14 protein-coding genes are annotated in these 13875 nt (G+C 53.8%); 4 read left to right on the top strand and 10 right to left on the bottom strand.

Translation table 11 applies throughout. The annotated features are described in order from the left end of the window. Positions 1-18: 18 nt before the first annotated feature. From GW591_RS10430 to GW591_RS10395, 8 genes are all read right to left on the bottom strand, one after another. Positions 19-1284, bottom strand: a complete 1266-nt coding sequence (locus GW591_RS10430; RefSeq protein WP_013576416.1) for a DUF1479 domain-containing protein — start codon at positions 1282-1284, stop codon at positions 19-21. 247 nt (positions 1285-1531) lie between these two features. After that, positions 1532-2284, bottom strand: a complete 753-nt coding sequence (gpmA, locus tag GW591_RS10425) for a 2,3-diphosphoglycerate-dependent phosphoglycerate mutase (RefSeq protein WP_013576415.1) — start codon at positions 2282-2284, stop codon at positions 1532-1534. Between the two features lie 207 nt (positions 2285-2491). Beyond that, on the bottom strand, positions 2492-2824 hold the full coding sequence (locus tag GW591_RS10420) for a PsiF family protein (protein WP_037037122.1): 333 nt from the start codon (positions 2822-2824) through the stop codon (positions 2492-2494). A 151-nt stretch (positions 2825-2975) separates the two neighbouring features. Next, positions 2976-4022, bottom strand: coding sequence for a galactose-1-epimerase (galM, locus tag GW591_RS10415; RefSeq protein WP_112198511.1), 1047 nt, complete (start codon positions 4020-4022; stop codon positions 2976-2978). Further along, the gene (galK, locus tag GW591_RS10410; protein WP_013576412.1) at positions 4016-5164 is read right to left on the bottom strand and encodes a galactokinase; all 1149 of its coding nucleotides are present in this window, start codon (positions 5162-5164) and stop codon (positions 4016-4018) included. The genes galM and galK overlap by 7 nt, the downstream gene beginning before the upstream one ends. Beyond that, positions 5164-6213: a galactose-1-phosphate uridylyltransferase gene (galT, locus tag GW591_RS10405; RefSeq protein WP_013576411.1), complete on the bottom strand. Its 1050-nt coding sequence runs from the start codon at positions 6211-6213 to the stop codon at positions 5164-5166. Before galT ends, galK begins: the two co-directional genes overlap by 1 nt. A 19-nt stretch (positions 6214-6232) precedes the next feature. Next, positions 6233-7249: a UDP-glucose 4-epimerase GalE gene (gene galE / locus GW591_RS10400; protein WP_013576410.1), complete on the bottom strand. Its 1017-nt coding sequence runs from the start codon at positions 7247-7249 to the stop codon at positions 6233-6235. A gap of 200 nt (positions 7250-7449) precedes the next feature. Continuing rightward, positions 7450-8397 (bottom strand): LysR substrate-binding domain-containing protein, encoded by a 948-nt coding sequence (locus tag GW591_RS10395; RefSeq protein ID WP_166860545.1) that lies wholly within the window; start codon positions 8395-8397, stop codon positions 7450-7452. Positions 8398-8535: 138 nt separating this feature from the next. On the opposite strand from GW591_RS10395, the gene GW591_RS10390 reads away from it, so the two are divergent. Next, positions 8536-9366, top strand: coding sequence for an MFS transporter (locus tag GW591_RS10390; RefSeq protein WP_013576408.1), 831 nt, complete (start codon positions 8536-8538; stop codon positions 9364-9366). Here GW591_RS10390 and modF read toward each other — a convergent pair. Together modF and modE are read right to left on the bottom strand one after the other, a co-directional pair. Continuing rightward, positions 9320-10789, bottom strand: a complete 1470-nt coding sequence (modF, locus tag GW591_RS10385) for a molybdate ABC transporter ATP-binding protein ModF (protein WP_121020043.1) — start codon at positions 10787-10789, stop codon at positions 9320-9322. The genes GW591_RS10390 and modF overlap by 47 nt on opposite strands. Before the next feature lie 121 nt (positions 10790-10910). Next, positions 10911-11693 carry a molybdenum-dependent transcriptional regulator gene (modE, locus tag GW591_RS10380; RefSeq protein WP_013576406.1) on the bottom strand — a complete coding sequence of 261 codons (783 nt, stop codon included), beginning with the start codon at positions 11691-11693 and terminating at the stop codon, positions 10911-10913. A gap of 189 nt (positions 11694-11882) precedes the next feature. On the opposite strand from modE, the gene GW591_RS10375 reads away from it, so the two are divergent. The 3 genes from GW591_RS10375 to modB all read left to right on the top strand — a co-directional run bounded on the left by GW591_RS10375 (position 11883) and on the right by modB (position 13874). Next, positions 11883-12038 carry an AcrZ family multidrug efflux pump-associated protein gene (locus GW591_RS10375; RefSeq protein WP_013576405.1) on the top strand — a complete coding sequence of 52 codons (156 nt, stop codon included), beginning with the start codon at positions 11883-11885 and terminating at the stop codon, positions 12036-12038. Between the two features lie 195 nt (positions 12039-12233). Beyond that, on the top strand, positions 12234-13007 hold the full coding sequence (gene modA, locus GW591_RS10370; RefSeq protein ID WP_013576404.1) for a molybdate ABC transporter substrate-binding protein: 774 nt from the start codon (positions 12234-12236) through the stop codon (positions 13005-13007). A 177-nt stretch (positions 13008-13184) separates the two neighbouring features. Further along, the gene (gene modB / locus GW591_RS10365; RefSeq protein ID WP_013576403.1) at positions 13185-13874 is read left to right on the top strand and encodes a molybdate ABC transporter permease subunit; all 690 of its coding nucleotides are present in this window, start codon (positions 13185-13187) and stop codon (positions 13872-13874) included. The last annotated feature ends 1 nt before the right edge of the window (position 13875 follow it).

The following is a 13875-nucleotide window of genomic DNA, read 5'->3' as shown; positions in this document are numbered from 1 at the left end:
GAAAACGTAGCCGCGGAGTTACTTCTTCAGCCCTACGCCCAGCCGTCCGTTAGCGTTGAGATCTCGTTCAAGGAATCGGCCTGTCCAGTTTGCTTCATAGTTTTCGCGGGGGAAATCCGCTGGTGAAGCGCCTGTCTTCAGCGCTTCGTGTACCTTACGGGCATAAGCGACATTCTTTTCGCACAGCGGCGCGGCTGGAATGTACATCACATTTCCCCATCCTTGCTGATCTTCAACCGGCGCGACGGAATGAATGACGTCACAATGCCACCATACCGAGTCGCCCGCCTGAAGTTCCGGAATACTGCACAGGCCTTTAATCAGATGCGGATGCCATTTTTCTGAAACAGGTAAAACGCGGCCAGGCGCAACGCCACAGAGTTCATCTTCCGGCACATCATCAAGCAGCGGACGCAGCAGCACATACGCCATCGCCTCAGGCACCGGAACGACGTGCAGCAAGCCCTGTCCGGTTTGCATATCAGATAGCGCAGTCCAGCCCTGGAATGTCCGGAACGCTGAGCATTTCGTCGTGTTTTCCACATCGTATTCATTGACGTCGGGTCTGAAAGCCGCATCCCATGGATCGTATTCCTCAAAACGGTTGGTGAAAATCTTGCGGAAGACTTTCTGATACGCCGGTAACAGCCAGCGTTCTAACGCGCCGGAATCGGTATGCGCGCCCAGCCCCTTAGAAGTGGTGCCCGGAAGACGCCTGCGGATCCTGTCCGGATAGATAATATTTACGTCAGGATTAAACCATGCGCCCTGATGGTCCCCGAACTTCCAGAGACGGTTTAAAAATGACTGAACCGTGCCGATTTCCTGGCTCTGTCTGGCTTCCATTTGCGCGTGAGACCAGTAGATCGGATAAATTTCAGGCCGGGAAGCTTCCAGCGATCCGAAGAAGTTATCACCCGGCCCGCGGTAGACCTCATCGAAATGGTTGGCATCGAGGTAATGCAGCATGGATTTATCCATCGCCAGCGCGTCATCGCGGTCAAATGTCTGACGGACCACCAGACAGCCGCGGCGTTTCACCTGAGCAATTTGCGCATCAGAAACCCGGCCTTCCGCCAGCGCTGCCCAGCTGATTTGTGGCCATGCAGTCCCGTTCGCTGCCTCCTCCGCCCGTGCTGCGGCGATCTCCGTTTCAATTTTTTCGCATACCTGACGGAAGAGTCCTTCAACATCGCTAATCTGTGCGCGGAGTTGTTTTTTCATCTCGATAATATTCTTTTTATAATCAACAGGTAATGTCGTTGACGTAAATCTGTTATCCATAAAACCTCCGGCAGGTTGCTGAAATGATTATTTCGTACGAATATTAAATTACTTTCATTCGAAAGTTTAAATGAATGTAGCAAAACTGTTATCTGAAAAGCCGGCGTTGGATCACGATTTTCACAACAGGGAGGATTTACCGGAAATCCGGATAAGGGCGGGGGAGTGTCGGATTCAGAAAACAAAAAAGGCACGCGTGTGCGTGCCTGTTCCAATCTTCCTGCTTAACGCAGAAGAAAACGTGAAATTACTTCGCTTTACCCTGGTTTGCCACGGCCGCTGCTTTCGCTGCGATTTCGTCGGCATTACCCAGATAGTAACGTTTGATTGGTTTGTAGTTTTCGTCAAACTCGTAAACCAGTGGAACACCGGTAGGGATGTTCAGTTCCAGAATTTCTTCTTCGCTCAGGTCGTCGAGATATTTAACCAGTGCGCGCAGGGAATTACCGTGTGCCGCGATGATGACGCGCTCGCCGCTGGCGATGCGTGGTTTGATCACTTCAGTCCAGTAAGGGATGACGCGTTCGATGGTCAGCGCCAGGCTTTCTGTCGTTGGCAGTTCTGCCGCGGTCAGTTTAGCGTAACGTGGGTCGTGGCCAGGGAAACGTTCGTCAGCGCGATCCAGTTCTGGTGGCGTCACAGCAAAACCACGACGCCATTGTTTAACTTGCTCGTCACCGTATTTCTGTGCAGTTTCTGCTTTATCCAGACCCTGCAACGCACCGTAATGACGTTCGTTCAGTTTCCAGGATTTCTCAACTGGCAGCCATGGCTGGTTCAGTTCGTCCAAAACGCTCCACAGTGTGTGGATGGCACGTTTCAGCACAGAGGTGTATGCAAAATCGAATTGGAAGCCTTCGTCTTTCAGCAGCTGACCAGCAGCTTTTGCTTCGGTGCGGCCCTTATCGGACAGTTCAACATCATGCCAACCGGTAAAGCGGTTTTCTTTATTCCACTCACTCTCACCGTGTCTTACCAGCACCAGCTTGGTTACAGCCATAGCTAAACTCCTCAGTTAACTCAATTTTCAATGATAACAGTTATCATTATAGGGTCTGGGCATCCCACTCAGCAATCTGAAACTTCCTCAGGAAATCTTTGCGGGACGCTGTTTGTATTAAACATAACGAATTTGCTGCGACGATGTAAAACAAAACGCGCAGAAGGTCACCCTGACAGCGCGTTTTGTACAAGCAGGTCAGCGTGATCAGCTGGCTTTTTTCAGGCAGGTACTCATGAAGGATTTACGCGCATCGCCTTTCAGATTTTGCTTCGCGGCATCGGCATTACAGGTTTTCATTTTCATCTGCTGAGGATTCATTTTATCGTCAGTTTTAGCCTCTGCTTTCAGACAATTGCTCATGAATTTTTTACGTTCATCCCCTTTCAGGGACTGCGTAGTGGCCTGCTGATTACAATCGGTCATTTTTTGGCGTTGCTCAGTCTGAGCAGGAGAAGGGACTTTCACCGGGTCCGCCGCCAGAGCGGAACCCGCCGCGCACAGCGTTGCCAGCAGGGATAGCACAACAGGTAAACGCATATCAAAACTCCTTAATAAACGTCCTTTTATGCAGGACACCCTCTGAGTTTAGATGTTTAGCTGAGAAAGTGCGGAAGCAGATGCGCAGTCAGTCACAAATTCGAAGAAGTTTGGGAAAAGGACAGAGCCTGGAAGCCCTGTCCTGAACGAATTACAACGCGAAGAACTGATACGTCGTCGAGGACTTATACGTCTGACCCGGTTTGACCCAGCAGCTCGGTTGCGGCCAGGTGGCGTGATTCGGGCTGTCCGGCAGAAATTCGCTTTCCAGCGCGACACCGCTGTAACTGGCGTATTCACCGCCGCTGCGGTTCGGTGTTCCGCCCAGGAAATTACCGCTGTAGAGTTGCACGGCGGGCGCAGACGTAAACATTGTCATTTTGACTTTGCCGTCGGCAGACCACAAATGCGCTGCCGGATTGCTGCCGCTGTTGCAGGTGCGGTTGAGCAGATAGGCGTGGTCATAGCCTTTCACGCGTTGCTGGTCGCGGTCGGTGAGGAAATCTTTCGCCAGCGTTTTGGCTGCGTTGAAATTCATGCCGGTGTTTTCAACCGGGGTCGGATCCGCACAGGGAATGCCATCGCTGTCGACCGGCAGGAAACGGTCCGCAAACAGTTGCAGCTTGTGCTGGCGCGCATCGGTGCCTTCGCCGTCGAGATTGAAATAGGCATGATTGGTCAGATTGACCGGGCACAGCTTATCAACCGTCGCTTCGTAACGGATTTCCAGACGGTTATCGTCAGTCAGCTGGTAATGCACTTTCGCCGTCATGTTGCCCGGATAACCCTGATCGCCGTCGGCCGAAAATAGCTGGAACGTCAGCTTCTGCGCGGTCTGTTCGAGAATAGTCCAGCGACGCGCATGGAAACCTTCCGGCCCGCCGTGAAGCTGATGCACGCCCTGATTGGCGACCACCAGATGCGGTTTGCCGTCAATATCAAACTGCGAGCGGGCGATACGGTTGGCATAACGTCCGACGGTCGCGCCCAGATACGCGCTCTGGTTCATGTATTCCTGCGGCGACTGGCAGCCCAGCAGCAGTTCACGCGTGGAGCCATCTGTCAGCGGCAGGGTAAAGGATAACCAGGTCGCGCCCCAGTCCATGAATGTGGCGGTGGCACCTGCCGCATTCTGTAGCGTAACCTGTTCAAACGGCTGGCCATCGGGCGCCAGTTGCGTGTTTTCAGGTTTTAGCATATGCCTGCTCCTTGGGAAGCTGTGCAAACGTAGAAGGTTTCTTTCAGACCGCTGTGCGCGTGATATTGCTGTTCAACGGCATGACGGACTTTCTCCACCATGTCTTCCGGCACCAGCGCCACGATGCAACCGCCAAAGCCGCCGCCGGTCATGCGCACGCCGCCTTTATCGCCAATCACTTCTTTAACGATTTCCACCAGCTTATCGATTTGCGGCACGGTGATTTCAAAATCATCACGCATTGAGGCGTGAGATTCTGCCATCAGCTCGCCCATACGTTTCAGGTCGCCACTGGCCAGCGCATCAGCTGCTGCCAGCGTACGGTCATTTTCTGTGATGACGTGACGTGCACGGCGGGCAACGACCGGATCCAGCTCATCCTGAATGGAGAAGAATAGGGCAGGGTCAACGTCACGCAGCGCTTTTACGCCAAAGAAGCGTGCCGCCACTTCGCACTGTTCGCGACGGGCATTGTATTCGCTGTCCACCAGACCGCGTTTCACGTTGGAGTTGATAATGACCACCGCGGCGTTTTTCGGCATGGACACTGCACGGGTTTCCAGCGAGCGACAGTCGATCAGCAGTGAATGATTTTCTTTGCCCAGCGCAGAAATAAGCTGATCCATAATGCCGCAGTTACAGCCGACAAACTGGTTCTCCGCTTCCTGACCGTTCAGTGCCAGCGCAACGCCGTCCAGCGGCAGATCGTACAATGATTTCAGCGCCTGACCGACCGCCACTTCCAGCGATGCGGATGAACTCAGGCCTGCACCCTGTGGCACATTGCCGCTGATCACCATGTCCGCGCCGGAGAAATCTTTGTTACGCAGCATCAGATGCTTCACCACGCCACGCACGTAGTTGGCCCACGGGTGCGCATCGCTGTGCAAAATAGGCTCGTCGAGCGAGAAGCTGTCTTCGTCGTTATCGAAATCGGCGGCGATCACGCGGATGGTGCGGTCATTACGCTGTGCACAGGCAATCACTGTTTCATAATCGATGGCGCATGGCAGCACGAAACCGTCGTTGTAATCGGTATGTTCGCCGATCAGATTTACGCGGCCCGGTGCTTTGATGGTAATGGTGGCAGGGTAGCCGAATTTATCGGCAAAGATTTCCAGGGTTTTGGTCTTCAGTTTCATTATTTTTCTCCGGCCTCACGATAATGGACATCACTCACCGCCCGCAGACGCTCGGCGGCTTGTTCCGCTGTCAGGTCGCGTTGGGTCTCAGCCAGCATTTCGTAGCCGACCATAAATTTGCGCACCGTGGCTGAACGCAGCAACGGCGGATAGAAATGTGCGTGCAACTGCCAGTGTTCGTTGTCGTCTTCGGTAAATGGCGCGCCATGCCAGCCCATCGAATACGGGAAAGAGCACTGGAACAGGTTGTCATAACGGCTGGTCAGCTTTTTCAGCGCCAGCGCCAGATCACCGCGTTGTGCATCGCTCAGTTCGGTAATGCGTTTGACGTGAACTTTCGGCAACAGCAAGGTTTCGAACGGCCACGCTGCCCAGTAAGGCACCACCGCCAGCCAGTGTTCGGTTTCGACCACCGTACGGCTGCCATCGGCCAGTTCGCGCTGCACGTAATCCAGCAGCATCGGCGAACCTTGCTGTTCAAGATAGGTGCGTTGCAGGCGATCTTCGCGTTCGGCTTCGTTAGGCAGGAAGCTGTTGGCCCAGATCTGACCATGCGGATGCGGGTTGGAGCATCCCATCGCCGCGCCTTTGTTCTCAAAAACCTGCACCCATGGATAGGTTTTTGCCAGATCCGCGCTTTGCTCCTGCCAGGTTCTGACGATCTCCGTCAGGGCTTCAACCGACAGTTGTGGCAGCGTTTTGCTGTGATCCGGCGAGAAACAGATCACCCGGCTGGTGCCGCGTGCGCTCTGAACGCGCATCAGTGGATCGTCGCTTTCCGGCGCAAAAGGGGTATCCGGCATCAGCGCGGCATAATCATTGGTAAACACAAACGTGCCGGTGTATTTCGGATTCACATCGCCAGTCACACGGGTGTTGCCCGGACACAGGAAACAGTCCGGGTCATGCGCAGGCAGCGTTTCCTGCGAAACGGCTTCCTGCTGGCCTTGCCACGGACGTTTTGCGCGGTGCGGGCTGACTAACACCCACTGATCGGTCAGCGGGTTGTAGCGACGATGCGGGTGATCAATCGGGTTAAACGTGGTCATAAACTTTCCTTAGTGCACCTTAGTCCGGGTAGCCTTGCGGGTTTTTCGACTGCCATAGCCAGGTATCGTTGGCCATGTCTTCAAGCGTTCGGGTGACTTTCCAGTTCAGCTCTTTCGCCGCTTTGGTCGGATCCGCCCAGTAAGCCGGTAAGTCGCCCTCACGGCGCGGTGCAAACTTGTAATTCACGGGCTTGCCGCAGGCTTTGCTGAAGGCATTTACCACATCCAGCACGCTGTGGCCGAAGCCCGCGCCCAGGTTATAAATATGTACGCCCGCTTTGTTGTGCAGGGTTTTCATTGCCGCCAGATGGCCGTCGGCAAGATCCACCACATGGATATAATCACGCACGCCGGTGCCGTCCGGTGTCGGATAATCGTTGCCGAAAATCGCCACGGACTCACGACGGCCTACCGCTACCTGCGCGATAAATGGCATCAGGTTATTTGGCACGCCCTGGGGATCTTCACCCATCAGGCCAGACGGATGTGCGCCGACCGGGTTGAAGTAACGCAGCAGCGTAATGCTCCATTCAGGTTCTGCACGCTGCACATCCTGCAGAATTTGCTCGACCATCAGTTTGCTGCGGCCGTACGGGCTGGACGGATTGCCGGTCGGGAAATCTTCAACGTAAGGCGTTTTTGGCTGATCGCCATACACGGTCGCCGAAGAGCTGAAAATCAGGTTTTTAACGCCAGCTTCACGCATGGCTTCAACCAGCACCAGCGTGCCGGTGACGTTGTTGTCATAATAAGCCAGCGGTTTTGCCACCGATTCACCCACGGCTTTCCAGCCAGCGAAATGAATGACGGAATGAACAGGGTGCTCACTGAAAATTTTATCGAGAAGCGCGCGGTCGCGAATATCACCTTCGTAGAACAGCGGCGTTTTGCCGGTCAGGCTGTGGATGCGTTCCAGTACGCTGACTTTGCTGTTATGAAGGTTATCAAGAATGATTGGCGTAAAGCCTGCATCAATCAGTTGCACGCAAGTATGACTACCGATGTAACCGCTACCACCTGTGACTAAGACGTACATAAGAGCTCCCCGATGATTATCTTGATGCAACGATATCACGCTGCAAGGCTGAAAAAGGTGATCCATCCCCAATAAAATGGAATCGCTTACACAAACAGTTTACCACCTTTCAACATGACTCAACAGGTGCTGCGTGCCATGCAGAAAGCCTTCTGCAGCTGGCAGCAATCCAGAAAGGATGGGTTTTGTAATCGCTTACACTAACGTTTATGCTTTGTCTGAATCAGTTTTCCGTGCTCATTTTCAGACTCCAGCCGGGGAAATGCCGACATTTTGTCCAGTAACCAGCGGCGGAGCGTCACGATGTCCTCGCGCAGTGCTTTCTCTTTTGCGGTCACCAGATAATAGTTTGCGCCGGGAAGATATTGAGGGAATGGCGTGGTCAGAATGCCTTTTTCAATGAAGTCATGTGCCAGCAAACTGCTGACAATCGCCACGCCCTGACCGGCAATTGCCGCCTGAATGGCATGGGTTTCATCTGTAAAGCGCAGGCCGCTGTCGGTATTTAATTGCGCGGGACCGACGTGTTTTTTCCAGTTTTCCCAGTCGGGAGAAGGATGGGGAATATGACGGTTTTCCACATGAAACAACGTCACCTCTTTCAGATCTTCCATCGTTTTCAGCGCCAGTGCAGGACTGGCAACCAGCACAAAAGTGTCGTGATAAAGCAACGTTGAATCGAGGCTTTCATTGGCGGATTCACTGTAACGGATCGCCACATCCACGGTATTACGGGTTAAATCCACCAGTTCGATGCCGGTGTGCAGGCGTAAATCCATTTCGGGCGCTGCGGCTTTTAAGTCCGCCAGCCGCGGCACCAGCCAGTGCGTCAGGAAATTGGACGTGGTGGTCAGTGTCAGTGCCGCAGGCAACCCGGCGTGATGGATTTCTTCGACGGCTGCCTGTAATCCGGCAAATGCCTGCCGGGTGGCGTGGCGCAGAATTTTCCCCGCAGCGGTTAGCCTGACCTCACGGGCGCTGCGCTCAAACACCGCCGTGCCCAGTGCTTCTTCAAGCACACGGATCTGATGGCTGATGGCGGTGGCCGTCACGCCGATATCTTCTGCCGCGCGTTTGAAACTCCTTTGCTGCGCCACGACATCAAACGCTTTGAGCGAACCCAGCGGCGGTAAACGGATCTTCTTCATGATGAGTTATTTTCATCCATTGCTGAAATCTATGACTTTGAGTTAGCTAAAATAGGCGGTGTAAGCTCTTTTATCAACACGATGAAGATGAAGCATATTCATCTGCTGAGCCGATGAATGTTGATAAAGGAACTTGCTATGAACGCCAAAAAATTACCCATGCCGTTGCTGGCGTCTGCGCTGGGCACGCTGTTTGTGCTGAACCTGGCGCTGACACTGCTGAGCGTCGCCTTTTACGGTCTGGACACACCGCTGTCCCACTCGCTGGCGGGGGCTGCCGCACTCTTTTTTGTACTGTTTATCATCAGCGAACGTTATCACCCCGAACCGCTACTGCCACGTCATCTGCGGTCGTCGTTGCTGTTACAGATAAGTCTCTGGACGCGTATTTTCGTCACAGCGGTCACTTATGCCACGTGGTTCATGCTGGCGGTGGCGATGTATCAGCTTTACGGATTGGGCGTACCGGGCATTATTCTCAGCTTTGTTGCCTTATTGCTGATAATGCTGCCGGGCAAAGCGCTCAGCGAAAAGCTCGGGCGGAGAATGACATCTGCCCGCACCTTGCTGTGGGGTTTTATGATTGTGGCGGGCGGACTGGAGGGGATGGCGATGACACCCTCGTTCTGGCCGGTGCTGCTGCCGGGATTGTTACTGACCGGATTCGGGGCGGGTATGGTTCGCCAGGCCGCCGCGGCAGAAAGGGATCTGCTCACCGGGGCCGAATACCATTATGCAATCCTGCTGGGAGGTTGGGTTCGGGTGAGCAGTACCATAGTGATACTGGCACTGCTCATTCTGCTACTGAGAAATAACCCCGGCCAGCAGGGGATTGAAAACGGATTTGCATTGCTGGCGGCACTGGCGCTGGCTGGTGTCGTGACCGCGCTGATGGTTCCCGCAAAGGCGAAGCAAAATAACGTTACAGCGCGTCAATCTGATAACGGTAGATTTCGCCATCAGGAATAAAGCTCAGCCGGTGAGTAATACATTCCGGCGCATCTTCCGCATGATGCGAAACAAACAGCAACTGGGTTTCGCCTTCGCCGATCAGAATATCGACAAAACGGCGCACCAGCTGGCGGTTGATCGGATCCAGACCCTGCAAAGGTTCATCCAGAATTAACAGCGCCGGATGCTTGACCAGCGCGCGGGCGATGAGCGCCAGCCGCTGTTGTCCCCAGGATAAACTGTGGAACGGGCTATCACCGGCATCGCCGTCCAGTCCGAGCAGTGTCAGCCATTGCGAGGTGAGCAATCTCTGCCGGTCAGATACCGCCTGATAAATGCCGATCGAATCGAAGAAGCCGGAAGTAATGACATTGCGCACGCTGGTGCTGACGCGATAATCCAGATGCAGACTGCTGCTGACGTAGCCGATATGGCGTTTGATGTCCCAGATGGTTTCACCGCTGCCACGCCGGCGACCGAACAGCGTCAGATCATTGCTGTAGCCCTGTGCGTGATCGCCGGTGATAAGGCTCAGTAAGGTGGATTTCCCGGCACCGTTCTGGCCGGTGATCTGCCAGTGCTGACCGTGATCGACCTGCCAGCTCAGATTGTGCAGGATCGGCTTGTCGTTGTACTGCACCACGCCGTCACGCAGTACGATCAAAGGGCTGTCGGCAGGCGGACTGACGCGGGCTGTCGGATCTTCTGCTTCCGGCACAGCCATGCCGTTCAGGCTTTCGCTGTGTGCCAGTTGCGCGACCAGCGCATCAGCCATCACCTGTTCGCGCGCACCCACCGAGGCCAGCGTGCAGTCAGCCAGAACGCCGACATTTTTCACAAATGCAGGAATGTCGTCAAAGCGGTTAAGCACCAGCACCATCGTCTGACCTTCGCCGGACAAGGTTTCCAGCAACTGTGCCAGTTGCGCCCGGGCGTTGACGTCGAGGCCATCGAACGGCTCATCAAGCACCAGCAAATCGGGTTTTTGCATCAGCACCTGGCACAGCAGTGTCTTGCGCGTTTCGCCGGTCGATAAATATTTGAAACGGCGGTCGAGCAATTTCTCAATACCAAACTGTGCGGCAAGGGCAGCACAGCGGGCGGGGTCGCGCACTTCATCCTGAATAATTTCAGCGGTGGTGCGGCCGGTATCGTCTTCACCTTCGCTCAGTAAGTCGGTGTTGTTACGCTGCCATTCATCGGCCACCAGCTTCTGCAACTGTTCGAATGAGAGACGCACAATATGCGGAAAATTGTTTTCCCGGGTACCTTTCAGCAGGGTTAAATCGCCTGCCAGCGCTCGTGCCAGTGCGGATTTTCCACTGCCATTTGAGCCGACAAACGCCCAGCTGTCGGCCTGCCGGATATTCAGATCAGAAAGTGTGAGGGTTCGGGTATCACTGAGACGGAAAACGCCTTGCGAGATATGTAACGACGACATCTTAATCTCTCATTTTCAAATGATTATAAAACAAGGGATAAGCGCTGCACCTTCGCAAGTCAATTGACAAATCTGCAAAATGAAAACGCTGATTTTGCAAGATACTGATTAAATTCTGCTTTTAGCACAGGGTGGCCAGGATCACTTTGTCGTCATCAAACTGCGCGTAAACGCTCTGACCGTTTTTCAGAGCCAGTTTATCGGCTTCGGCATTCGGTACCGTCGCACACAGAATTTCACTGCTTTGCAGTTTCATCAGCACTTCGCTGCTGTTTTCACCGCGCTGGATGTGGGTGACACTGCCCTGCAAGGCGTTATGCGGATTTTCTGCGGTGAAGCCAAGGGTGATCCAGGGCGCTTTGATCAGCACCAGCACTTCCTTGCCGGGCGTTAACGCCAGACGGTCTGCGCTTTGTTCAGTGATCGCGGCGCGGATTTTTGTTTTGCCGTCAGCCAGCAGGACATCAATATGCTGCTGAACGGTGCTGTTATCGCGGTCAATCACGTTGCCGAAGAACTGGTTGCGCGCGCTGGTTTGCAGGGAGAAGCGTGAAATGGCCGCCAGCAAACTGTCGAGAGGGAGCGAATCCTCTTTTAGCACGTCGAAGGCTTTTTGCTGGATTTGCGCCAGTAATTCATAAAGCTGGATCAGGCGCTCGCCGTAAGGTGTCAGCACTGCGCCGCCACCGCCTTTCCCGCCGGTGCTGCGATCGACCAGCGTCTGATCGGCAAGCTGATTCATTTCATTGATGGCATCCCAGGCGCTTTTGTAACTGATGTTCGCGAGCTTAGCCCCCTGACTGATTGAACCGGTGTGGCGCACCTGCCGCAGTAATTCAATACGGCGCGGATCGGCAAACAAACGTTGCTGAAGTTTAAGGGTTAAGAGAATTTCGGCTTGCATCGCAGCTTCCTTGTTAGAATCATGGCTTATTGTCGCCGCTAAACCTGCAGGCAGGCAAGTTGGCTAAATGCTAAAGTAATTACCGTCCCGTGCTGTTATTATCCGCAACAGTTTGATTTTTCGTTTTTGACTTCATGTACGAAGTCCAACATCGCCTCAGGGCGATTCAGCCAGTTAAGTGAGGCTATCATGTTAGAACTATTAGAAAGTTTGATTTTCGCTGCCATCATGGTGCCGGTCTTCATCGCTGTGATCCTGGGCTTGATCTGGGGGCTGGGCGAAGTATTCAACATCATTTCACACGTGGGCCACTCTAAAGAATCCCGTGAGAAACCTCATTACTGATTAATGAGACTGTTTGTTTCCGGAACCCGGCCCTTGCGCCGGGTTTTCTTTTTTCCGGGTTTTCTTTTTATAGTTCAGATCAAAAAAACATAGGTTATCTCCCCCTGATTCATAAAAATGAATGACATCGTTTTTCGTCGCGCTATATTAAAGATTACATAGCGAAATATCTCTTCATAAAGGCGAAGGAAAACGATGACATATCAATGGGGTAAAGTATTCACCGCAACCATTCTGGTCGCAGGGCTTGGCGTTCAGGCGCAGGCAGCAGAGAAAATCACGGTGTTTGCCGCTGCATCACTCACCAATGCTTTGCAGGATATCGCCACCCAATACCAGAAAGAAAAAGGCGTGCAGGTGGTCTCATCCTTCGCCTCATCTTCGACACTGGCCCGCCAGATTGAACAGGGCGCGCCGGCAGATTTGTTTATTTCTGCCGATCAGCAATGGATGGATTATGCCATCAGCAAGCAGCAGATGGTCGATAACACCCGTTACACGTTGCTGGGCAACGAACTGGTGCTGATTTCTGCGGCTAACAGCAAAATCAACAAAGTCGACATCTCTGAGAAAACCGAATGGACCAAACTGACGGGCGACAGCCGCCTGGCGGTGGGTGACCCTGATCATGTCCCGGCCGGGATTTATGCCAAAGAAGCGCTGCAAAAACTGGGGGCCTGGACCACGCTGGAACCTAAACTGGCGCGCGCCAGCGACGTCCGTGCGGCCATGGCGCTGGTTGAACGCGAAGAAGCGCCAGTGGGCATAGTTTATGGTTCTGACGCCGTCGCCAGTAAAAAAGTGAAAGTGATCGGTATTTTCCCTGCCTCCAGCCATAAGCCGGTTGAGTATCCGATGGCGATGGTGAAAGGGCACGAAAATGCCACCGTCAGCGGTTTTTATGATTATCTGAAAACCCCGGCAGCGGCTGCAATCTTCAAAAAATACGGTTTCACGCCTCGCGGCTAAGTTCATCGCTGTTGCTGAAAACAGATAAAGCCTGCGCTGCGCCAGGAGGCTTTATCTGTCCATCCCGGTTTCTTTCCCCGTGTGTGATTCTCTATACTTTGACGTAAATTAAAGCCTGCGAAATTTTTGCCGATATTTTATCTCTGCGACACATAAATTCAGGATTAAGAAACCGACATGATGTTGAGTGAATATGAGTGGCAGGCGGTACTTCTTAGTCTGAAAGTATCGAGCCTGGCCGTTGTTTGCAGTCTGCCGCTTGGTATTCTGATGGCGTGGGTCCTCGCCCGCGGCCGCTTTCCCGGCAAGTCCCTGCTCGACAGTATTATTCATTTGCCGCTGGTATTACCGCCGGTGGTGATTGGCTATTTGCTGCTGGTGGTGATGGGGCGACGCGGCTTTATCGGCCAGCGTCTGTACGAATGGTTTGGTTTCAGCTTCAGTTTTAGCTGGCATGGTGCAGTGCTGGCCTCGGCGGTGGTGGCATTTCCGCTGATGGTGCGGGCGATACGCCAGTCGCTGGAGGCGGTTGACCCCAAACTTGAACTCGCCGCCCGCACGCTCGGTGCTTCGCCGTGGCGGGTCTTTTTCACCATCACACTGCCGCTTTCCGTGCCGGGCGTCATTGCCGGCGTGGTGCTGGCATTTGCCCGTTCGCTGGGCGAGTTTGGTGCAACGATCACCTTCGTCTCGAATATTCCGGGTGAGACCCGCACCATTCCGCTGGCGATGTATACCCTGATTGAAACGCCGGGCGCGGAAGGCGCTGCCGCACGGCTCTGCGTGCTGGCAATCCTGCTGTCTCTGGCGGCATTGCTGATTTCTGACTGGCTGGCAAAACGCAGCCGTATCCGGCTGGGAGGCTGAC

It is taken from the genome of Rahnella aceris (genome assembly GCF_011684115.1).
GTDB lineage: Bacteria > Pseudomonadota > Gammaproteobacteria > Enterobacterales > Enterobacteriaceae > Rahnella > Rahnella aceris.
The sequence above is the reverse complement of the archived record's forward strand: the minus strand, read 5'-3'. Positions and strand labels throughout refer to the sequence as shown.

What these genes read in the sequence shown, in the direction of transcription:
- modF (WP_121020043.1), bottom strand. Translation starts at nt 10,789, where the DNA reads ATGTCGTCGTTACATATCTCGCAAGGCGTTTTCCGTCTCAGTGATACC.
- galE (WP_013576410.1), bottom strand. Translation starts at nt 7,249, where the DNA reads ATGTACGTCTTAGTCACAGGTGGTAGCGGTTACATCGGTAGTCATACT.
- GW591_RS10430 (WP_013576416.1), bottom strand. Translation starts at nt 1,284, where the DNA reads ATGGATAACAGATTTACGTCAACGACATTACCTGTTGATTATAAAAAG.
- galM (WP_112198511.1), bottom strand. Translation starts at nt 4,022, where the DNA reads ATGCTAAAACCTGAAAACACGCAACTGGCGCCCGATGGCCAGCCGTTT.
- GW591_RS10420 (WP_037037122.1), bottom strand. Translation starts at nt 2,824, where the DNA reads ATGCGTTTACCTGTTGTGCTATCCCTGCTGGCAACGCTGTGCGCGGCG.
- modB (WP_013576403.1), top strand. Translation starts at nt 13,185, where the DNA reads ATGATGTTGAGTGAATATGAGTGGCAGGCGGTACTTCTTAGTCTGAAA.
- gpmA (WP_013576415.1), bottom strand. Translation starts at nt 2,284, where the DNA reads ATGGCTGTAACCAAGCTGGTGCTGGTAAGACACGGTGAGAGTGAGTGG.
- modE (WP_013576406.1), bottom strand. Translation starts at nt 11,693, where the DNA reads ATGCAAGCCGAAATTCTCTTAACCCTTAAACTTCAGCAACGTTTGTTT.
- galK (WP_013576412.1), bottom strand. Translation starts at nt 5,164, where the DNA reads ATGAAACTGAAGACCAAAACCCTGGAAATCTTTGCCGATAAATTCGGC.
- GW591_RS10375 (WP_013576405.1), top strand. Translation starts at nt 11,883, where the DNA reads ATGTTAGAACTATTAGAAAGTTTGATTTTCGCTGCCATCATGGTGCCG.
- GW591_RS10395 (WP_166860545.1), bottom strand. Translation starts at nt 8,397, where the DNA reads ATGAAGAAGATCCGTTTACCGCCGCTGGGTTCGCTCAAAGCGTTTGAT.
- galT (WP_013576411.1), bottom strand. Translation starts at nt 6,213, where the DNA reads ATGACCACGTTTAACCCGATTGATCACCCGCATCGTCGCTACAACCCG.
- modA (WP_013576404.1), top strand. Translation starts at nt 12,234, where the DNA reads ATGACATATCAATGGGGTAAAGTATTCACCGCAACCATTCTGGTCGCA.
- GW591_RS10390 (WP_013576408.1), top strand. Translation starts at nt 8,536, where the DNA reads ATGAACGCCAAAAAATTACCCATGCCGTTGCTGGCGTCTGCGCTGGGC.